The organism is Mesorhizobium sp. M0571 (assembly GCF_040320985.1).
Classification (GTDB): Bacteria; Pseudomonadota; Alphaproteobacteria; order Rhizobiales; family Rhizobiaceae; genus Mesorhizobium.
Genome location: NZ_JAMYQT010000062.1, coordinates 1 through 20,781 on the forward strand (window position 1 = coordinate 1; position 20,781 = coordinate 20,781).

The 20,781-nt window shown below is 61.2% G+C and carries 19 protein-coding genes and 2 pseudogenes; 10 read left to right on the top strand and 11 right to left on the bottom strand.

The features are described from left to right. Window positions 1-149 precede the first annotated feature (149 nt). The gene (locus NKI85_RS33455) at window positions 150-326 is read left to right on the top strand and encodes a hypothetical protein (RefSeq protein ID WP_352531365.1); all 177 of its coding nucleotides are present in this window, start codon (window positions 150-152) and stop codon (window positions 324-326) included. A gap of 119 nt (window positions 327-445) precedes the next feature. On the opposite strand, the gene NKI85_RS33460 is transcribed toward NKI85_RS33455, so the two are convergent. Continuing rightward, on the bottom strand, window positions 446-1,417 hold the full coding sequence (locus NKI85_RS33460) for an oxygenase MpaB family protein (protein WP_352531363.1): 972 nt from the start codon (window positions 1,415-1,417) through the stop codon (window positions 446-448). 149 nt (window positions 1,418-1,566) lie between these two features. On the opposite strand from NKI85_RS33460, the gene NKI85_RS38050 reads away from it, so the two are divergent. After that, window positions 1,567-1,956, top strand: coding sequence for a hypothetical protein (locus NKI85_RS38050; RefSeq protein WP_502900762.1), 390 nt, complete (start codon window positions 1,567-1,569; stop codon window positions 1,954-1,956). Window positions 1,957-2,611: 655 nt separating this feature from the next. On the opposite strand, the gene NKI85_RS33470 is transcribed toward NKI85_RS38050, so the two are convergent. From NKI85_RS33470 to NKI85_RS33495, 6 genes and pseudogenes are all read right to left on the bottom strand, one after another. Then, the gene (locus NKI85_RS33470) at window positions 2,612-3,793 is read right to left on the bottom strand and encodes an arabinose transporter (RefSeq protein ID WP_352531361.1); all 1,182 of its coding nucleotides are present in this window, start codon (window positions 3,791-3,793) and stop codon (window positions 2,612-2,614) included. Between the two features lie 38 nt (window positions 3,794-3,831). After that, window positions 3,832-4,266 carry a lipocalin-like domain-containing protein gene (locus tag NKI85_RS33475; protein WP_352531359.1) on the bottom strand — a complete coding sequence of 145 codons (435 nt, stop codon included), beginning with the start codon at window positions 4,264-4,266 and terminating at the stop codon, window positions 3,832-3,834. A 58-nt stretch (window positions 4,267-4,324) separates the two neighbouring features. Beyond that, window positions 4,325-4,987: pseudogene (locus NKI85_RS33480) on the bottom strand (zinc-binding dehydrogenase); the annotation flags it as partial. Beyond that, window positions 4,986-5,162, bottom strand: a pseudogene (locus NKI85_RS33485) (2Fe-2S iron-sulfur cluster-binding protein); the annotation flags it as partial. The pseudogenes NKI85_RS33485 and NKI85_RS33480, both read right to left, overlap by 2 nt. Before the next feature lie 242 nt (window positions 5,163-5,404). Continuing rightward, the gene (locus tag NKI85_RS33490; RefSeq protein ID WP_352531357.1) at window positions 5,405-6,238 is read right to left on the bottom strand and encodes an SDR family NAD(P)-dependent oxidoreductase; all 834 of its coding nucleotides are present in this window, start codon (window positions 6,236-6,238) and stop codon (window positions 5,405-5,407) included. Between the two features lie 32 nt (window positions 6,239-6,270). Continuing rightward, window positions 6,271-7,434 (bottom strand): NADH-dependent flavin oxidoreductase, encoded by a 1,164-nt coding sequence (locus NKI85_RS33495; RefSeq protein ID WP_352531355.1) that lies wholly within the window; start codon window positions 7,432-7,434, stop codon window positions 6,271-6,273. A 110-nt stretch (window positions 7,435-7,544) separates the two neighbouring features. Here NKI85_RS33495 and NKI85_RS33500 point away from each other — a divergent pair, with 110 nt between their 5' ends. The 3 genes from NKI85_RS33500 (at window position 7,545) to NKI85_RS33510 (ending at window position 9,944) form a co-directional block, all read left to right on the top strand. Then, on the top strand, window positions 7,545-8,438 hold the full coding sequence (locus tag NKI85_RS33500; protein WP_352531353.1) for a LysR family transcriptional regulator: 894 nt from the start codon (window positions 7,545-7,547) through the stop codon (window positions 8,436-8,438). Between the two features lie 323 nt (window positions 8,439-8,761). Beyond that, window positions 8,762-9,421, top strand: coding sequence for a L,D-transpeptidase (locus NKI85_RS33505; protein WP_077380658.1), 660 nt, complete (start codon window positions 8,762-8,764; stop codon window positions 9,419-9,421). Between the two features lie 10 nt (window positions 9,422-9,431). Next, on the top strand, window positions 9,432-9,944 hold the full coding sequence (locus NKI85_RS33510) for an OmpA family protein (RefSeq protein WP_352531351.1): 513 nt from the start codon (window positions 9,432-9,434) through the stop codon (window positions 9,942-9,944). A 312-nt stretch (window positions 9,945-10,256) separates the two neighbouring features. Here NKI85_RS33510 and NKI85_RS33515 read toward each other — a convergent pair whose 3' ends face one another. The 4 genes from NKI85_RS33515 to NKI85_RS33530 form a co-directional block, all read right to left on the bottom strand. Next, entirely contained in the window at window positions 10,257-11,456 is a 1,200-nt protein-coding gene (locus NKI85_RS33515; protein ID WP_352780200.1) for a mandelate racemase/muconate lactonizing enzyme family protein, read from the bottom strand. A gap of 17 nt (window positions 11,457-11,473) precedes the next feature. Next, on the bottom strand, window positions 11,474-12,835 hold the full coding sequence (locus tag NKI85_RS33520; RefSeq protein ID WP_352780202.1) for a mandelate racemase/muconate lactonizing enzyme family protein: 1,362 nt from the start codon (window positions 12,833-12,835) through the stop codon (window positions 11,474-11,476). A gap of 76 nt (window positions 12,836-12,911) precedes the next feature. After that, window positions 12,912-14,078: a mandelate racemase/muconate lactonizing enzyme family protein gene (locus NKI85_RS33525; RefSeq protein ID WP_352531345.1), complete on the bottom strand. Its 1,167-nt coding sequence runs from the start codon at window positions 14,076-14,078 to the stop codon at window positions 12,912-12,914. 55 nt (window positions 14,079-14,133) lie between these two features. Then, on the bottom strand, window positions 14,134-14,844 hold the full coding sequence (locus NKI85_RS33530) for a GntR family transcriptional regulator (protein WP_352531343.1): 711 nt from the start codon (window positions 14,842-14,844) through the stop codon (window positions 14,134-14,136). Window positions 14,845-15,052: 208 nt separating this feature from the next. Between NKI85_RS33530 and NKI85_RS33535 the strand changes: the two genes are divergently transcribed. From NKI85_RS33535 to NKI85_RS33555, 5 genes are all read left to right on the top strand, one after another. Continuing rightward, window positions 15,053-16,531, top strand: a complete 1,479-nt coding sequence (locus NKI85_RS33535) for an ABC transporter substrate-binding protein (protein WP_352780205.1) — start codon at window positions 15,053-15,055, stop codon at window positions 16,529-16,531. Between the two features lie 77 nt (window positions 16,532-16,608). After that, window positions 16,609-17,568, top strand: coding sequence for a carbohydrate ABC transporter permease (locus NKI85_RS33540; protein ID WP_352531339.1), 960 nt, complete (start codon window positions 16,609-16,611; stop codon window positions 17,566-17,568). Then, window positions 17,565-18,455 carry a carbohydrate ABC transporter permease gene (locus tag NKI85_RS33545; RefSeq protein ID WP_352780206.1) on the top strand — a complete coding sequence of 297 codons (891 nt, stop codon included), beginning with the start codon at window positions 17,565-17,567 and terminating at the stop codon, window positions 18,453-18,455. The genes NKI85_RS33540 and NKI85_RS33545 overlap by 4 nt, the downstream gene beginning before the upstream one ends. A gap of 10 nt (window positions 18,456-18,465) precedes the next feature. After that, on the top strand, window positions 18,466-19,563 hold the full coding sequence (locus NKI85_RS33550) for an ABC transporter ATP-binding protein (RefSeq protein ID WP_352531335.1): 1,098 nt from the start codon (window positions 18,466-18,468) through the stop codon (window positions 19,561-19,563). 32 nt (window positions 19,564-19,595) lie between these two features. Beyond that, window positions 19,596-20,759, top strand: coding sequence for a mandelate racemase/muconate lactonizing enzyme family protein (locus tag NKI85_RS33555; RefSeq protein ID WP_352531333.1), 1,164 nt, complete (start codon window positions 19,596-19,598; stop codon window positions 20,757-20,759). Window positions 20,760-20,781: the final 22 nt, after the last annotated feature.

Below are 20,781 nucleotides of genomic sequence, written 5' to 3' on the forward strand. Positions count from 1 at the left end.
CCAGAACCTCGAGCCGGCCTGCGTAGCCAGCTGTTGGGACGTCCAAATCGACGTCCATTTTGCCGTCTGCTCCCACGTAGGCCCTCCGTCTCTCGCGATCGGGGGGATTCTTCGCACAGTCACCTCATGCCCCGCACGAGGGGAGCGGCGTGGCGCTTACCGCTCAGCTGCTGGAGGCGCTCTTTGACCCGCGGATCAGGATCGTGACTTTGACAGTCACCGAGAAGGGCTACACGGTCATCTCGGGCGGCGGCTCCGGCCACGAGCCGGCCCATGCCGGTTTTGACGGTACGACGGCTTCACTGTTGCCGGCAGCCGTCCGGTAGTTTGTTCGCGTCTGCTTGGCGAGCCTGCGTCACGCCCCGCCGTCCAGTGGGCTATCGAGTTCGTGCCTTCAAGACGCGTTAACTAGAAGCTGAACGTCTGCACGACGCGTGCCTGACATTTAGTCAAGGAACGAACACTGTCCGGTTCTGTGTAGGTTTTCGGATGCCGTTCGGCGATAGAGATAGCTCTCGGAAAGGCCGAGGCGGCGGCACGACTGGACGGCTGGTGATGAATGAAGCACGGTGCTGTCGCAGATTGCAGCCGTCGTCTTCACAACAACACGCTCCCACGACTTCAAGGTCCAGCGGTCGCCGAGTTCCAACCGCTTGCGGACCCATTGGGGTAGGATCTCGACGGCCGCCTTCAGAAGCGGCCGCTGAAGGGGTCGAGCAACTCCCGGCAAGGCGGGAACTTCTTCCATGATCTCCAGGAACTCCGACACGATCGGCGACGCGACGAGTCTTTGCCTCATTACGTCGAACAGCGCGTAAAGCTCGGCCTGAGACGTGGGCGCGCCGACCGCACCATAGAGAAGCGCCACGGGGCGAGCCTCAGCAAACATCGCGTCCCGTTCGAAAAAATGCAGACGATGCACATAGATGTGATAGGCCTCCATGAAACCAAACTCGGCCGTCGCTTGCACCCAGTCCAGCAGCTCCGGGTCGGTGGCGTGGTATGGCTCGCCTTCGCTGGTTCGACCCGAAACGCGCCCATGCATCCTGACCACATCTTCAATCATGGCCTTAGCCTTGGATCGGGGGCCATAGACCGTGACCAAAGCAGCGAGGCCCGTACGCTGCAATCGTCGGAGCGCGAGGGAGCGGAAACTGCTGTGCTGCCAAATGGCGTCGCGAACCCGCGGCTCTGCCAATTCGAGCAGCACCGCCGTTACCCCGCCGATGAACAGCGCAACAGGGTTCTTAAAAATGCGCCAGGTTACGGAATTGGGTGGTAACAGCGCCGGCTCGCCTTCCGGAGTCGAGAAGTCCATCTGAGATCCGAGCCGCTGGCGCATGAACGACTGGGCAAGAGTGTCCACACGACGCTCAAGCGGGCGAGGCAGAGAAATGATGCCCGAGTTGCGAAACATGATACGCCTCGGACTACTGAGAATAGCAAGCGTTAGACCTGTGGCTAGCGGATGCAATATGCACGAACGTCTTTGGTCTTCCCGTCGTTCCAAATCATCCTCGCGCGAAGCTGATGAACCCTGCTTGATCTGCCCTGTTGCCGATGATGATGGAGCAAGGCTCGGGCGTGGTCATCCATGTCACCTCGATCCAGCGCGAGCTTCCGCTCCCGGCATCAACCACCGGGCCGCAGCGAAGGCGGCGCTTTCGACTTGCAGCAAGAGCCTTTTCCAAGGAGGTCACGCCAAAGGGGATCCGTGTGGTGCGGGTCTCGCCCGGATGGATCGAAACGGAGCCCTGCATTTGCGGCATCCAAGCCCGGCGCCGCAAATCCAGTCCCAAACAACCTGAACTGGCGTGCGCCCCTGTTGGGCACTCTGCGAGTCCATCTGGATCAATCGTTGTCGTCCCGTGCGGACTATGTCGCGTCAAAGTTATGAGTGACGACGGTCCGAGCCGGAAATCGCTACGGAACCGCAGCTTTGGGTCAGCTCTCTGAATGGCCGCAACTGGCGAAAGCACGACAACGCTGAATGTCGTTTCGGTTCCTCGTAAGAAGGGCCACTTACCTAGTGGCTAGGTCCGCGTCGTGCGATACGGACTGAGATACAAATCGCTATGGAATTCTAGAAAAGTCCTTCAAAATCAACTCGCGAGGCGGTGCGGCGTTGCATCTCGTGAGACTCGTGTTCAACTATAATAGATTGAGATCATTCGGTCATTATTTTGCAGGTGCGGAACATCTCTCAATGCCCATGGATATATTGGTCCGAGTCTACATGTTGCGGCTTCTCTTTGCCGCCACGCGCTTTTTGCCGGGACTATTGGCGGATGGCGAACGAGATCGGTGCCCTCTGTTTGTTCATCGGGGTAGGAGCGGCCGCACTACTCCTTCGAATTCACCAGCGTTGCGGGGGCAGCCAGCGCCGCAGGGTCAATACCGTGTCATCGCTCGAGAGCGGCAGGAGAGGGGCCACTCCGTGCTACTTTGTCGATGTCGTGGGTTCACCGAAAAAAACTTTTGTCTCTCGAACGGCGAATTACCGCTTCGCGCAGCCTGTCGGCCGTAGAAGTCGATCTTGCCATTGCCCTGGAGCAGACGTCGCCCGAAGCGGGAGCGATCGTGATTGCGCGACATCTCGAGCACAGACTATCTATAGTGGAGCGTTACGGCGACCCAGCAGCAGAGCGATGCCCAACGCCGGAAGCGTCGCCGTCGCGACGGCGAAGAAGACGAATTGCAGGCCGGCCGACGCGGCGACCAAGCCGAGCGCCGGACTGCCGAAGCCAAGCGCCACGTCGAGGAAGACGGTGTAGAGTCCCATGGCCAGGCCGCGGCTGCGTGGCGGAAGATGACTTACGGCCTCGGCACCGAAACCGGGATAGACCAGCGAGTAGCCAAGGCCAGTCAGGCCCGCTCCGATGGCGGCGAGAACGGGCCCGGGCGCAAGCCAGATCAGCATCAGCCCTGTCGCCTCGACCGCCACGAAGATCACGGCGACGCGCGCGCCCCCTAACCTGTCAGGCAGGTGGCCGAAGCACAGCCTTGCCGCGATCAGCGACGCAGCATAAGCGGTGAAGGGAAGCCAGACCGGCTGCCAGCCGCGTTCGGCAAAGAGCAGCGCGCCAAAGGACAGGATCGCGCCATAGCCAAGGCTGCTGAAAGCAGCTCCGACGCCGGGAAGCCAGACCGCTTGCGCCACGCTCGTCCATGACTGTCGCGCGGCGCTCGCGGCGAGGCTGGTGCCACGCATAGGCAGGATGGCAAGCAGCGTCGCAAGCGGCAGGCCGACCGTCGCGAGCGCGATCGCGGCGAAGCCGCTCGCCGCGTAAAGCGCAGATCCGATCGGCGCGCCTAGCGCGAGCGCCGCGAACATCGCCGTGCCCACCCAGGCTATGACCTTTCCGGAGTTCTGTCCGCCCGCAAGGGAGAGGCCCCAGGCGACGCCGCCGGTGATGATGAAGCTCTCAGACGCGCCCAGTACCGCCCGGCCGGCGAAGAGCGCCGATGCGGACGCTACCGGGCGGTCGAGTAATGCCAGCGAGCCGAGGTAAATGAACCCCGCCAGGGCAGCGGCAATGAGGCCGACGATGACGGCCCGCTTGCCGCCGCGCCCATCGGCATAATTTCCGGCTCCAATGCGCGACAGCATCGAGGCGACGAACTGGCTGCCCGTCACCAGCCCGACTGCGAAGGGGCCGAAGCCGAGCTGCTGGTGAAGATGCAGCGGCAGGACGGGTAGCGCCAAGCCGATCAGGAGGAAGCCGGCGAAGACAGCCGCCATGATTGGCACCAGTTCCGCTATCGCGCCATTTCGGTCTGAAGTCCGCGCCATTGTGGCCACCGATAACGTTGACAGTGGGGCTGTTCCGATCAGTAACGTTCGTAGGTCACGCGCCAGCCTTCGGCCGGATTGTCCGGCGTGAGGACCAGTTTATTGTCCGAGACTTCGAATTTGCGTTTCATGCTCTTCCCGACAAGATTGCGGACCAGGGAGGACCCGATCGTGATGACGAAGGTCTTGTCCTGGTCGTTGATGGCGACCGGCCCGTAATAGGCTTCGTAGCCATTCGCCGTGTAAGGCGTGTCCGGCGCCTTAGCGTCGGGGTTCTGGGCCTGCACCGAGAGGGTGCCGGCCTCGGTGAAGATGACCTGGCCGGAATATGGCACGGGCTTGAGGTTTCCCTCGGCACCGGCCTCGAGCGACCTCATGCGCCATGCGCCGATGATCGGGGACTCTTGGGAGAAAGCCGGCGCGGCGACCGAAAGCGCAAGCGCAAGGGCGGCGATCTTCAATCTCATCGTCATATGTCGTTGTTCCTTTTCTGATTTGTGGGTGCGGACAGGCCGTCCGCCCAATCTTCGTTCACACCGAAAGCATGACCTTGATGGCGCGCCGCTCGTCCATGGCGCGGTAGCCTTCCGCGACCTCGGCCAACGGCAGCTTGAGGTCGAAGACCTTGCCGGGCTTGATCCTGCCCTTGAGCACACGGTCCATAAGGTCGGGCAGGAAGCGGCGCACCGGCGCGGGGCCGCCCAGCATGCGCTTCTGGCCGAAGAAGAGATTCTGGCCATCGAAGCTCACGCCATGCGGCACGCCGACATAGCCGATGGTGCCGCCGGGGCGAGAGCAGGCCAGCGCCTGGTCGAAGGATTCCGCCGTGCCGACGCATTCCAGCACCGAGTCCGCGCCGACGTCCTTAGTGAGCTCTTTGATCCGGGCCACACCTTCCTCGCCGCGCTCAGCGACGATGTCGGTCGCGCCGAACTCGCGGGCGAGTTTTTGGCGGCTGGCGTGCCGGCTCATGGCGATGATGCGCTCAGCGCCCATCTCCTTGGCCGCAAGCACGCCCATCAGGCCGACCGCACCGTCGCCGACCACCACTACCGTCGATCCTTCTCGGACCTCGGCTGCGTCGGCCGCATACCAGCCGGTGCCGAGCACATCGGACACAGCCAGCAGGTCGGGGATGAGTTCGGCCGGCGGCACCTCGGCGGTGGCGACCAGTGTACCATCCGCCAACGGCACGCTCACCGTCGACGTGGACAGTGCAGGCGCCGCACTGCCCATGATCGCAGCCTTTTTTCGTGCCGGGCAGGTTGGCATCCTCGCGTAGTGGGTCTAGCAAGGTCACGCGCACGTCGAGATTGAACTGGTGGCAGCGGCTGTTGATGTCCAAGGCTAGCTGTCGGGGCTGTGACATGTCGTCTCCTCGAGTGGCGGGCGGGATTAGGACTTCTCGCGAAGTTGATCGGACCGGCGAAGCCTGCGGCATCAGTCAGAAAGGGAACGTCTATTCCGAAGGCCGGTCGTTGGCCGGTTGCCTAAGGGTCAACCCTCAGCAGAGCACGGACATGACATTCGGATTAGCCACCAGAATTCGCATGAGCCTATCAATGGCGCTCATAAATAGACCTGCGACAATGGCAGTGCTGGACTTGACGGTCAGCTGTCGAAGGCCAGTGAGCTGGATACCTCCTCATGGGCGTCGACTTGTTGCTGCAGCAGAGCGAGTTTCTGCCTGACCATGCCAAGAGCATCGGCGCCGGCGATAAACCGACGGGGCAGCTCCGGCTTGTCGACCAAAGTGATCAACGCCTGCGCAAGTTTGGCCGGGTCGCCGACTTGCCGACCGTTCGCGGCTTTCCAGCCCGTTATCTGCTGGGCGCGACGTTCGCTGTAGTCGCTAACGGATGACGGAGCATATTGAGTGGATTCGTCCGTCAGTAGCTCTGTGCGGAAAAACCCGGGGTTCACGATCATAGTTTCAATGCCAAACGGCGCCACCTCGGCTTGCAGCGACTCGATCCAGCCATCCACGCCGAATTTTGCCGCAGCGTACGCAGAACAGAACTCGAAGCCAACCAGACCTGCCGTCGATGAGATTGCAATGACCTTGCCAGAACCCTGCGCGCGCATCACTGGCAGGACTGCACGGGTGACATTCATGGCCCCGGTCAGGGTGGACGCGAGCTGAAAGTCGATATGGGCCGGAGTCAGGTCCTCGAAATAGCCCGCATAGAAGCCCGCGGCATTGTTGACGAGCACGTCGAGGCGACCAAAGCGGTCGAGGGTTGCCTTCACCACAGCGTCGGCGTCGGCCGGCTTGGTCACGTCCAATGTCACGACCAAAAGATTGTCCGACTGCCCGATCGCCTTGGCGACCCGATCGGGGTTACGACCGGTCGCAACGACCTTATCGCCGATGGCCAAGACCGCCTTGGCAAAGTCGAGGCCCATGCCTCGCCCAGCGCCGGTAATCATCCATACTCTACTCATAGCCGTATCCTTCCTAGCAGTATCTTTTCAATTTATGCGGCGTTGGCTTTTGGCACGTCCGTCTCAGCGATGATCTTGAACCACCCGGTGGCGGACTGAATCACACCCCATAGTTTCGCTGGAATATCGATACCCAGAACGCTCGACGGCCGGATTTCGGTCTCGATCAAATCCTCGCGTCCGCTCTTTGCTAGCTCGACCCACTCCGGGTTCATCACCAGTCCCTGCCCAACCGCGACGAGCGTGAGGCCTCTGTGCAGGGCGAGTTCGGCCTGAAAAGGCGTCCTGACCTGGCCCGCGGCAACGACCGGGACCCGCCCGCTGGCTCGGCGAGTGATCAGGCCAGCGATGGTGTCGCCCTCGGGCGCCTCTATAGGCTTTGCCTCGAGAACGCTCGTCAGCGATGCGTGGAGGTAGTCCACACCTTCATCGATAAGACATTCAATCAGCTCGTATGTGTCAGCGATACGCAAGCCACCTGACTCGGGTTCCTCGGGTGACACCCGGTAGCCCACGAGGAAGGGGCGGTTCGCGTGTGCCGCGACCACTCGCTTTACCTCACGCACTACGGCAATTGGGAAACGCATCCGATTTTCGAGGGTGCCGCCCCATTCATCGCCACGCTGATTGTAGAGAGGCGAGAAGAAGTTCTGGATCAGAAATCCGTGAGCACCATGCAGTTCGATGCCATCGAAGCCTGCCTCAATGGCCCGTCGTGTCGCCTCGCCAAAAGCGGTAATGATCGCGAGGATTTCGTCATTCGTCAGTGCACGTGTCTTCACACCGCCCGGATTGAAGGGGCCGGGCTGGACTTCGAGCGCACTGGCGCTGACGACGTCGCCGCGGGGTATAAGCGCCGGCACGGCCTTACTCCCGGCGTGGAAGATTTGCAGGACGGCCTTGGCCCCGCCGCTTTTGGCCGCTGACGCCAGCCTAGAGAGGCTTGGGGTGAAACGGTCGTCGTAGGAGGCGAATTCGCCCGCAAAGCCGATGCCGTCGGGCAAGACATGGGTGCAGCCTGTGAGCACAAGTCCGACGCCAGTTGCCCGACGTCGGTAGTAGGTGATCTCCGCATCAGAGACCGTTCCGTCGTCGTTGGCCGACCAGGTGGTCATCGGCGCCATGACAATCCTGTTGTCGACGCTTAACCCGTTCGGAAATTGGAACGGCTGGAATATCTGTCGTGAGGTGTCCACAGCGTTTCCCTTTCGACGCGCGTTTCGTTGTCTCTGAGGGTGAAATAGCGAATAGGACTCGATATGATTAGCCGTTACAATCCGCATGAAGTTAGAAATGGGGTTGATAAATGAGGCGCGGAGATTTCAGCGAGCTGGCAGTCTTCATCGCCGTAGCAGAGGCAGGCAGCTTCACACGCGCCGCAGCAAAGCTCGGCCTATCGCAGTCGGCGCTCAGTTACGCTGTTAGGACGCTGGAACAGCGCCTGGGAGTCCGGCTGATCTCACGCACCACACGCAGCCTGTCCGTGACGGTAGCTGGAGAGCGCTTGCTGCGAAGCCTACGACCGGCCTTCGATCACATCGAAAGCGAGATCGCCGCCGTCACCGCCCTGCGCGACAAGCCCACTGGCCTAATTCGCCTGACGACATTCCGGTATGCTGCCAAATCAGTACTGTGGCCCGTCATCGCCAAACTCCTTCTGGAGTATCCGGATATCGAAGTGGAATTGAGCCTGGACGAGGGCCTGGTTGACATCGTTGCAGGCAGATTCGACGCCGGTATCCGGATCGGTGAGCAGGTCCAGAAGGACATGGTGGCAATAAGGATCGGCCCGGACCTGCGCATGGCGGTAGTCGGATCACCGTCGTATTTTGCAAACCGAACGGTTCCAAAGACACCGCGCGAACTTGGGGAACACAGAGGCATCAGCTACCGTCAGACGACCGGCGGCGGGCTCTTTGCCTGGGAGTTCGAGAAAGGCGGTGAGGAACTTGAAGTCAGGATGAATGGCCCACTCGTCATCAATGACGGTGAAATGCTCGAAGCTGCGGCCCTTGACGGGCTCGGTTTAGCATACACGTTTGAATGCCAGGTTGCTCCGTTCATCGCAGAAGGACGCCTTATCCGGGTACTAGAAGACTGGTGCCAACCCTTCTCGGGCTATCACCTTTATTACCCCAGCCGACGCCAACACACCGCAGCCTTCGCTCTACTTGTCGAGGCACTCCGTCTCAAGGCGTGACAGGGGAAAAACGCACTCAAACATGCCGCTCTAACTTGGCGTAGTGTGAGTTACCCTTTCCTCATATGCACAACCTCGCGGGACGTCGACAATCGGGTTCCCCCCCGCTCAGGCGGAACAGGCGCGCCTTGGCAACTCGCCCTAGAAAAAGTCTCAACTTACCCTGACGGACTGCGTCGCGGTGAACGTCCGATTCCAGAATTCAGAGCCTTAAAGCCGCCATTCCGCTTGCGGCGGACTGAGCAACGCAGCATTTTCCACTTTGAGGCGAAGTAATTCTCAACTATGGTCAGCCAGGCTTTTGGCATGGGGGAATATTGCCGATGGTTTTATCACGCAGGGGTGTCGTGCTCGGCGGCCTGGCGCTGGTCGCGGTGGGTGCAACCAGCAATATTGCTCAAGCCGCGGCGGCAAAATCCTTTTTCGCCGGTACCGCCAGCGACAACAATTTTGTTTATCGCAAGACCAACTTCGCCAAGATCGACAAGAGATGGCATCGCCAGATCGTCAAGTATTTCAGCAGCGAGCCGGTCGGCACCGTCGTGGTCGATACCCGCCACCACTTCCTCTACGTCATCATGGAAAACAAGACCGCCATCCGCTACGGCGTCGGCGTCGGCAAGGACGGCTTCAAATGGTACGGCCGCGCGACGATCGACCGCCGCGCGCTGTGGCCGCAATGGGTCCCGCCCCCCGAAATGCGTAAGCGCAAGCCGGACCTACCGCACATGGTCGCAGGCGGCGCGTCCAACAATCCGCTCGGGCCGCGCGCGCTCTATCTGCACCGCAACGGCGCCGACACCGGCTACCGCCTGCATGGCACGCTGGAGCCGTGGAGCATCGGCACCGACGCTTCCAGCGGCTGCATCCGCATGTTCCCGGAAGACATCATCGACCTCTACCAGCGCTGCCCGATCGGCACCGCGGTGCAGGTCCTGCCGCACATCGCCGACCAGGCGCCCGCTTCCACCACTGTCGAATGATTGGCGCCTCATGAACCGCATGATTGAAAACACGCGCCGGCTGCTCGCCGCCGGCCTGCTGGTGCTGGCCGCATCCTGCTCGACCAGCAACACGCTGGCCCCTTCCACGCCCGACATCACCAACACCGAGGTTGCCGGCTTCCAGAACGTGCAGCCGGGCAGCGAGGAGGATTTTATCCTCAATGTCGGCCGCCGCACCTATTTCACGCAAGGTTCGGCCGCGCTCGATTCTGTCGCCAAGGCCACCCTCGACACCCAGATCGCCTGGTTAGCAAAGCATCCGCGCTGGCTGCTCAAGCTGCAGGGTTTCGCCGACGATCCCGGCGCAAGTGAAACGGCGCTGTCGCAGCAGCGCGCCGATGCGGTGATGGACTACCTCGCCGCCGGCGGCATAGACCGCAACCGCATGTGGGCCAAGGGCTACGGCAAGGACAGGCTCGTCCGCGAGTGCCCCGACACCGCCTGCAGGTCGCAGAACCGCCGCGTTGTGTCTAATTTGCGCGATGAGAGGGACGAGCCGTAGGGGGCTGCTGTTCTGCTTGTCACCAAAGCAGAGTCTCACACGCGACGGCGGCATGGCTGCTTTGCGCCTACGGCAGTCATGCGCGCAGCACGAGGACCGCGCCAGCGCATCTTGCACCATGTCTTAGGTACAAACTGTTACCCATGTCTCCGGGCCGTACAGGGGAGCGATGGTAGCGGGAGAGCGCTACCGCCTTTCCCCACAATTGCCAGATGGTCGATTCCGGCTTCGTTGTCTTGGTTGAAAGTTCATTTTGAGCAGGCGTCTTACTGAAGCGGTCCGCGTGGTGCAGGTTGGCGCAAGAAGGATGGCTCAGTCGAAGAAGCCCGCATCCTCTTCCCTGAGATACTTCCTGGCTGCTTCGGCGTCGATATCGAGGCCCAACCCCGGTGCTTCCAGCAGGTCCACCATGCTGTCCTTCACGATCTGCGACGGCAGGCCGATTACGAGATCCTCCCACCAGGGGTCGGAGGCGCTCGGGTATTCGAACGCGATGTAGTTGGCGGGCAAGGTGGCGCAGACATTGATCAACGCGCCGAGGCCGAGCAAGCCGTTCGCCGTGCCATGCGGCGCCATCAGGATCGAGTGCATATAGGCGTGCTCGGCGACCCATTTGAGCTCGGCAATGCCGCCAATATCGGCAGGATCGGGGCCGATGACGCGCACCGCCTGCGTCTCGATCAGCTCCTTGAAATTGTGCCGCAGGTAGATCTGCTCGCCGGTATGGATTGGCGTCGAGGTAGAGGTGGTCAGCTCCCGATAGGCCTGCGGATTGACCCACGGCACATAGTCACCGGTCAGCATGTCCTCGAGCCACATCAAATTGTACTTCTCGACCGCGCGAGCGAACTTGATCGCATCGGGCAGCATCCAGCCCGGGCCGCAGTCGAGCGCCAGGCTGACCTTGTCGCCCAGCATTTCCTTCATCGCGATCACGCAGTCGAGCATATGGTTGAAACCGCGCTCGCTGATCACGCCCTGATCCATGGCACCGTGATAGCCGGCCTTCTTCTGCGTCACGCCGTAGTGGAAGCCCTCGATGGTGTCCTTCATATTGGAGTGGAACGAGATTCCTTGCTTGACCATGAAGAAGTTCTGCGGCTGCTCCATCATCCATTTGACGTCAGCGGCGTAATCCTCCGGCCGGTCGCCCGTGCGTTTCTGGCGGATCGAGCCGTTATAGACGCGCACCTTGTCGCGCACCTTGCCGCCGAGCAGTTTGTAGGCCGGCACGCCTGCCGCCTTGCCGGCAATGTCCCACAGAGCATGCTCGATAGCGCTGACCGCCGCACCATAGGGCTTGAAGGAGCCGCGCTGGCGGATCTTCAGCATCACCCGCTCGACGTCGGTCGGGTCCTCGCCGATCAGCGCCTCGCGGAAATGAAGCACCCAAGGCTTGAGGTAGGTCTTGGTGAACTCGACTTCGCCCAGGCCATAGAGGCCCTCGTCGGTAACGATGCGAACGATGGGGTGCCTGCCGATAACGGCACATCGGAGGTCGGTGATCTTCATCTTCGGTTCTTTTCGCCTCAGCTCCAGGTGCGATCCCAGGAATACTCGTTGTCCCAGTGATCCGTCGGCTGCCAGATGCCCGTGACACCTGGCTGCAGATGCTGCGAGATCACCTCGTCGACGACGTCGTCGATCCCCAGGCCCGGCTTGTCCGGAACAGTGATGAAGCCATCCTGCACGAGCGGCTTGGGAACGCCGGTGACGATATCGTCCCACCAGTCGACATCGGCAGAGTGGTATTCGAGCGCCATGAAGTTTTCGGTCGCGGTCGCGACATGGGCCGCGGCCATTGCGGCGATTGGACTTTCGGCCATATGGATGGCCATAGCGACGCCGTGGTCCTGCGCCATATCGCCGATCTTCTTGGTCTCGAGAATGCCCCCGCTGGTGAGCAGGTCTGGGTGAATAACGGAGAGGCCGCCGCTCTTGAGCAGAGGCTCGAAGCCCTCCTTAAGGTAGATGTCCTCGCCGGTGCAGATCGGCACCGTGGTTGCGTCTTGCAGTTGTCGGTACTGCTCGGTGTACTGCCACGGGATCACATCCTCGAGCCAGGCTGGCACGTATTTTTCAATCCGCCTGGCGAGGCGAATACCGTTCTGCAGTGAGATGTGGCCGACATGGTCGATGGCGAGCGGAACCTCCATGCCGATAACGTCGCGAACCTCGGCAATGTACTGCTCAAGCAAGTCGAGGCCCTTGTCGGAAAAGTGGAGGCCGGTAAACGGGTGGGGGACGTTATGCAAATCGTACACGGCGTTGCGGACGCGCCGCTCTTCAACGGTCTTGACCGGGCCGCGGCCAGGGTGGACGCGGTATCCTTCAAGTGAGCCGGCAGGGGCCACGACCGCACCGGCGACATCCGCGATTTGCATCAGCCCCAGATCCATCTTAAGGAACGTGAAGCCCAGCGCCATGCGCTGCTTGAGGCGCTTGCCGGTCTCGGTGCCGCTCGGCACGGTGGCGTCGGTATCGCAGTACATGCGCACCTTCTCCCGAAACCGGCCGCCGAGCATCTGGTAGATGGGGACGCCATAGGCCTTGCCGGCGAGATCCCACAACGCGATTTCGACCGCCGAGACGCCGCCGCCTTGCCGGCCGTGCCCGCCGAACTGCTTGATCCGGCGAAACACGCGGTCGATGTTGCAAGGGTTCTCGCCAAGCAGCCGGCTCTTCAGCATCAGCTCGTAGGTGGCGCTGGCGCCGTCGCGCACCTCGCCAAGCCCGACAATGCCCTGGTTGGTGTAAATCTTGAGCAGCGCCGAGGTGAACGGCGCGCCGACGATTTCGGCTACCCGCATATCTGTGATGCGAAGGTCAGATGGCTTGGAGTTCGTGTTCACCCGATTGAGCGCCTCGTCGGCACCACCCGTCTTTGGCATGACTTATCCTCTTTCTGGTCCTCTTTCTGGTGGGCGAGGCTTGTCGCCCCTCACTCTGGGCCGGCATAGAACGTTGCTACCCCAGCTCGATCTCATGGGCCTGCAGGTAGTCGCGGTCCATCGCAACACCGAGACCAGGCTTCGACGTCAGCTTGAGGCTGCCGTTCGAAACGTCGAGTGGTCTGTCGATGAGGTGATCGTATTTGCCCAGGTTCCACTCCGACGTTTCGAGTTTGTAAAAGTTAGGAACGGTCATCATCACCTGCGCTCCCGCAACCACGTTGATCGGCCCCGCGGCGTCATGTGGCGAGACCGGGATGTAGTAGGCTTCGCAGAGGGCGGAAATCTTCTTGAGTTCGGTAATGCCGCCGGTCCAGGTCACGTCCGGCATTATGTAGTCAGCGAGCTTGTTCTCCAGGATCGGCACGAAATCCCACTTCGTGTGGCCGCGCTCGCCCCACGAGATAGCGGTACTGACCTTCTCACGCACCTGCTTGAGGGCGTTAAGGCTCTCGGGCGGACAGGGCTCCTCAAACCAGTCGATCTGGCCGGCTTCCTCGAGGCTCCGACAGAGGCGAATGGCGGTGGGAACGTCGAAGCGGCCATGCGCATCGATGAGAATGTCGACATCAGGCCCCGCCGTTTCGCGGATCAGAGCCGTGAGTTCTGCGGCTTCGCGCTCGTCCTTGCGGCTCATGCTGCCATCGAGGTAGCCGTCCCGCTGTTCGCGGGGCAGGCCATCGGCACTGCGGCCCTGGTGGGGATAAGGATCGAACTTGAGCGCCGTGTGTCCGGACTCGACGATGTCTCGAATTTCACGGACCACGGCTTCCTTGCTGGTAAATTTGACTTGGTTGGGATGGGTGTAGAGGGCGATTTCATCGCGTACCGGTCCGCCCAGCAGCTCGTAAATCGGCTTGCCGAGGACTTTGCCCCGGATGTCCCAGAGGGCTATATCGATGGCGCTCACGCATTCGACGGCGGCGCCGCGGCTGCCCATGTAAGTGAAGCTGCGGAAAATCTTATGCCAAAGATGCTCGATACGCGCTGGATCCTCGCCTGTTACGGCGACGCCGATCTGCCGCAGGATCGTGCAGAGCGCGCGGTTGGCGAGCCTTGTAGTGGTGGTGATCTCTCCCCACCCACTCACCCCCTCGTCGGTCATCACTTCGACGAATAGATACTCTCCCCAATAAGAAGCATCGGACTTGATCAGCCACGGCCGAATGCTCGTGATTTTCATCTCAACTGCCTTTATCTGGAATGGGTCGGGTTAATGATGGTCTAGACTGGACATTCTATCCGGCCCGAGCGGCGTTGCGCGCACGCATCTGTTCGAGAATATGCCGGCCCGAACCCTCGACATGGCGGGAAACGAGCTCGGCCGCCTTGTCGGCTTCTCCCGCCTTTACGAGCGCGATGAGTTCGCGGTGCTCGCGCATGATCGCGGCACGTCGCGCGAGCGTGAAATTGAAACGCCGGCTCACGGCTCGCAGCACTTCGCGATGCTTCCACCAAAGCTCGGCGGCGTGGCGGTTATAGTGCCGCTGGTACATCACGGTGTGGAAAGCGGTATCCAGCTCGCTGTGCCTGAATGTGTCGGCGAAGTTGTTCTCTTCAATCAGGCCTTGGAGACGTTCGAGTTCGGCGATGTCCTCGCCGGTAGCCATATTCACAAACCATCGTGTCAGGGCTGGCTCGATCAGAACACCGATCTCGTAGATATCCCGGACAAAATCCTGATCTATGGGTCGGACGCGCGCGCCGCGGTTGGCGACAAAGATGACAAAGCCCTCCCCACGCAACAGCTGCAGGGCCTCGCGCACAGGATTGGTCGAGGTGCCGTGACGCCGGGCGAGATCGGTGACTACAAGCCGTTCGTTGGCGGCGAGCCGGCCCTCGATGATGTCTTCCCTGATCAATTCATAAAGCGAGGCGCCCTCGCTGGAGGCCCCGATGGGATCAGTCTCCACGGGTGGCATAGCTTTGAAATCGCTTATTTCGGCCAAGGCCGGCTCCCCAAGTTAATACATATCTTGCCCGATATCACACACGGCTTTCGCAAACAATGTACGATCCAGCGCGTTGACAGGCAATCTATGATCTGAAAACGTACCAAGGGATCGAGAGGATACATTGAGCATCCTCGCGATCGAAACGAGCAAGGACCGCTTTGCCTCGGCGCAGGGCGGCATGGGAGAACCAGGGAGGATACCTATGACGAGGATTACGCTCGGCAGTGCGGTCCTGCGCGGCACTGTCGTCACTGCTTTGATGGCATCCCTGATGCCCACATCGGCGCTGGCTGCGCCGCCGGTCGACCTCAGCAAGTGGTCGCCGGAATATGTGCGCTCCATCGCCGGCACACAGGATTTTGACACGGCGGCCGATTGCGCCAAGGTCACCCCGCTCGACTACAAGGGGCGACTGACTTTCTGGTATCAGGGCGTGTTCGAGGGCGACCCCGACCTCCTGCGCCAGTACTACAAGGATTTCTTCGAGACCTTCCGCAAAACCTATCCGAACATCCAGCTTGAGGAACAAGCCCTCACCTATAACGACCTTCTCGACAAGTTCCGGACCGCGCTCCTGGGCAATGCCGCGCCGATGGCGGTCCGCTTGCAAATCCTGGGTGGTACCGAGTTCGCCTCAAAGGGCTATCTGCAGCCGCTCAAGCCCGAGGATGTGGGGTATTCGACCGAGGATTTCTGGCCCGGCGCTATGAAGGCCGTGACCTGGGAGGGGGTGACCTACGGCATTCCGACCAACAACGAGACGATGGCGCTCATCTGGAACGCCGACATCTTCAAGCGTGCCGGCCTCGATCCGGACAAGGCTCCGGCAACCTGGGACGACGTCGTCAAATATTCCAAGCAGATCCACGACAAGCTCGGCATTGCCGGCTACGGCCTCGTGGCTCGCAAGAATGCCGGCAACACGCCGTATCGCTTCATGCCACAGCTGTGGGCCTATGGCGGCGGCGTCTTCGACGAAGCCACCGCGAACCCGACCTATAAGCAGGTCGAGCTCGACAGCCCGCAGAGCAAGGCGGCGCTGCAAGCGTCATACGACATGTATGTTCGCGACAAGTCGGTTCCAGTTTCGGCACTCACCAACCAGCAGGCCGATAATCAGCCCCTGTTCGTCGCCGGTCAGCTCGGCATGATGATCTCGCACCCGTCCGACTACAACGTCATGCTTGACCTGCAGGCGAAGGCGACCGGCACCGACAAGGACAAAGCGCAGACCGTCATCGACAACATGCGCTACGGCCTGATTCCGACTGGCCCCGACGGTAAGCGCGCCGTCGTGTTCGGCGGCTCGAACATTCACATCCTGAAGCCCGAATATGTCGAGGGCGGCAAGGTAGACGAGCCGGCTGCAAAGGCTATCATCTGTATGTGGACGAGCCCCGAATGGTCGCTGAAGATGGCCTACGCCGGCTCGAACCCGGGCAACCTTAACGGCTTCAAGACCAAATGGATGAAGGAACGCCTGGATAACATCAAGTTCCTCGATGTCACGACCTCGATGCTGCCATACGGCATCCCGTTCCCAGCGCTGCCGCAGGCCCCCGAGATCATGAACATCATCGTCCCGGATATGCTGCAGAATGCCCTGACCGGAGCGATGACTGTCGACGAGGCGGCGGACGACGCGGCCAAGAAGGTAAAAGACCTGATGGGCGGACTCTAGTCCAGGCCCGACCTACGATCTGACCGGCTGCGCGGATAGTGCAGCCGGTTCGTTCCGAAGAATAAGGGCACGCCACAGTGACGATCGTGACCGGCAAGGCCGAGGCTCGCCGAACATTGCAACCCGGTAGGTCCGGCGCGCTGCGGAAGATCTGGGAGCATCGCGCCGACTACGCGTACGTGCTTCCGGCGATCGCCGTGATGCTCATAGTCATCGCCTATCCGATCTACTACACGATCGAGCTGTCGTTCTTTAAGACGCCGCCTGGCCTGCAACTGCGCGACAAGATCTTCATCGGCTTCGACAACTACACGGCCATCCTCACCAGTCAGGTGTTCTGGAAAGTCACCTGGAACACCATGATCTGGACACTGGGGTCCACTTTCATCTCCTTTGTCCTGGGGTTTGCCACTGCGCTGGCGCTCCACCGCGACTTTGTCGGCCGTGGTGTCCTGCGCGCTATCCTGATCATTCCCTGGGTCATCAGCGCGGTCGCCGCCTCCTATATCTGGAAGTGGATCTACCATTCGGATTTCGGGATCATCGGCGCGGTTCTGGTCGGCCTCGGATTGGCCGACCGGCCGCCGAATTTCATCGACAACGTCAGCACAGTGCTCCCCTCCCTGATCGTCGTCAACATCTGGCGCGAGTTTCCCTTTGCCATGATCATGATGATGGCCGGCCTCCAGACAGTCCCCGACCAGTTACTGCTCGCCGCAAAAGTCGACGGGGCCAATGCATGGCAGCGCTTCTGGCACGTCACCTTCCCGCACTTGCGCAACGTCTCGGTGGTGACGATCCTGCTGCTCGCAGTGGCCAACTTCAATTCCTTCATCATCCCCTGGATCATGACCGGCGGCGGGCCGTCGAACGCATCGCATATCTGGATAACCCACATTTATGAGCTCGCCTTCGGCCGGCAGCGCTGGGGCGTGGCGTCGGCCTATTCGGTGCTCCTGTTCCTCATTCTGATGACGCTGGGCTACTTCTACGTCCGTGCGCTAAGCGGCAACGAGCGGAAAGAGGGGAGCGCATGAGCGCGATCGCCGAGACAGCCTCTCGAAGCCAGACCCGTCGCCGAATGCGTGTCGACGGATGGCGGTGGGCCGGACGCATCTTCCTCGTGTTCATGCTGCTTTACACCGCGGTGCCGATGATCTGGATGCTGATCACCTCGATCGAGTCCGGGTTCGCGGCGACGCAATTCCCGCCGCAATGGTGGCCGGACGAGCCTACCTTCGCCAGCTACCAAAAGCTGCTCGATCCGCAGAACAGCGTCGGTCAGGACTTCCTCCGTTTTTTCTGGAACAGCCTTTTCGTGTCGACCGTCACGACAATCCTTTCCGTGATCGTGGCTGTCCCCGCGGCCTACGCGTTTTCGCGCTTCAGTTTCCCCGGCCGCAACTTCCTGTTCTTCGCCGTGCTGCTGCGCAACATGTTCCCGGCGGTGATCTTTCTCGTGCCGCTCTTCATCCTGATGCGCGTGCTCGGGTTGATGAACACGCATGGCTCGCTGATTCTCACCTATCTCACCTTCGGCCTGCCGCTGGCGATCTGGCTGCTCAAGGGCTTTTACGACAACATCCCGGTGCAACTCGAGCAGGCGGCGCGCATCGATGGCGCAACGCGGTTCCAGGCCTTCATCCTGATCGTGATGCCGCTTTCGATGCCGGGAATCATCGCTACGGCGATCTATTCCTTCATCGGCGCGTGGAACGAGTACATCTACGCCTACACCTTCCTCTCCAAGAACGACCAGTTGACCCTGCCGGTCGGCATCCAGCGCTTCTTCTCGGAAAATACGACGGATTTTCCGGGCCTGATGGCGGCCAGTTTTATGATGAGCGTGCCCGTCGTGGTGCTGTTCCTGGTCCTGCAACGATACTTCGTACGCGCCCTTACAGAAGGCGCGGTCAAGCACTAGGGAGTTGCCGATGGCCCACGTGGTCCTCAAAGATCTCGTCAAGACCTATGGCAGCTTCAAAGCTGTCAACGATGTCTCGCTGACGGTCAATGACGGCGAGTTCGTTGCGCTCGTCGGCCCTTCAGGCTGCGGCAAGACAACCACGCTCAATCTCGTCGCGGGGCTGATTCCGATCACATCGGGCGACATCGTCATCGGGGACCGGGTGGTCAACGACCTCGACCCCAAGGACCGGGACATCGCAATGGTGTTCCAGAACTACGCGCTCTATCCGCAGAAATCGGTTTACAAGAACTTGGCGTTCCCGCTGCAGATGCGCAAACTGCCCAGGGACGAGATCGACAAGAAGGTCAAGGAAGCGGCGCGAGTGCTCGACATGACGCACCTGCTCGAGCGCAAGCCACGCGAACTTTCGGGCGGGCAGCAGCAGCGGGTGGCCCTGGGCCGTGCGCTTGTCCGCGACCCCGCCGTGTTCCTCATGGACGAGCCGCTCTCTAACCTCGATGCCAAACTGCGCGTGCAGATGCGCTCGGAGATCAAGCGCTTCCACCAGGACCTCAAGGCGACGATCATCTATGTGACGCACGACCAGCTCGAAGCCGTGACCATGGCCGACAAGATGGCGGTGATGAACGGCGGCTACCTCCAGCAATACGATTCACCGGCGCAGGTCTTCGCCCATCCCGTCAACATGTTCGTCGCCAGCTTTATAGGCAGCCCGGCGATGAGCCTTATTCCGCTGGAGGCATCGACGGCAAACGGCAACTCTGTGTTGACCAGCGCGGAGGGCTGGAGCTTTGAGCTCTCGCCGCGCAACGCCCAGAAGGTCGCAAGGGCAACGAGCAAGAAAGTCGTGCTCGGCGCGCGTCACTCGACGATCAAGCTGCGCAAGAGCGCGGTCCCCGGTGCCATTCCGGCCAAGGCCTACACGGTGGAGCCGACCGGAGACGTCACCTTCGTGCAGACGTTCCTCTCCGGCGCCATCGTCAACGTCAGCGTGCCGCCGAACATTGCCGTCGCGCCCGATGAACAGATCTGGCTCGAGTTCGACCAGGAGCGGATGCATCTGTTCGACGGAGAAACCGAAATGGCCCTCAAGGCCAACTGAGACAGGGCGGATGCGTTTGGAACGTGGCGTGGATGACTACGAAGCTTAAGATCACCGCGATCAAGCCCTATCCAGTGTGGGTAGGAACGCGCAACCAGATGCTCGTCAAGGTCGAGACTGACCAGGGCATCTTCGGCTGGGGCGAGAGCGGCTTGAGTGGTCGCGAGAAGGCCGTGGCTGGCGCGGTCGAGCATTATCGCGAGTTTCTCATCGGCCGCGACCCCATGCAAATCGGGCGGATCTGGCAAGAGGTTTATCGCAGCCAGTACTTCGAAGGCGGGCGGGTTCTGCAGGCGGCGATTTCCGCCATCGACATCGCCCTTCACGACATTAAGGCCAAGGCGCTGGGGGTGCCGGTCTACGAGCTGCTAGGCGGCAGGCAGCGCGACCGCATCCCCACCTTTGCGTCGACCGGCGACGAGACCGAGGGCGATGTTGCCATCGAACGAGCCCGCGAACTACGCACACAGGGGTGGGAGGCGATCCGCTTTTTCCCGGTCGGGCAAAACAGCAGGGACATCTTCGAGCCGCGCGAGTCGATCGGCCCTACCGCGAATATGCTGAACAAGGCGCGCGAGGCGCTGGGCGACGAGGTCGTTCTCGGCATCGACTATCATCATCGGCTGTCGGTGGCAGAGGCGGCGAGCTTCTGCAACAAGCTCGGCCGCGGCGTGCTTGATTTCCTCGAGGAGCCGATACGGGACGAGACACCGGAGGCCTACGAATCCCTGCGTACGATGACCGACGTCCCCTTTGCCATCGGCGAGGAATTTGCCAGCAAGTGGCAGTTCCTGCCCTACATCGAGCGCGGCATCCATCAGTTCAACCGGCTCGACGTTTGCAACGTCGGCGGGCTCACCGAGGCGATGAAAGTCGCTGGCTGGAGCGAGGCGCACTATGTGGATCTGATGCCGCACAATCCCCTTGGTCCGGTGTGCACGGCCGCGTCCGTGCATCTCGCCGCCGCTGTACCCAATTTCGCGTGGCTCGAGACCAGGGCGCCCGAAATAAAGCTGGGCTTCGACAATTCCGACTTCTTCCCCGTGCAACCACGGCTCGACGGCCCCGACTATCCGGTCAGCGATCTGCCGGGGCTCGGCGTCGAGATCAACGAGCAGGCGATCCAGGCGGGAAGTTTGCGTTTCTGGGAAGCGCCTCACCTTAAGCGCCGCGACGGTTCTGTTACGAACTGGTAGTTCCCTTTCAACCGGAGTCCAC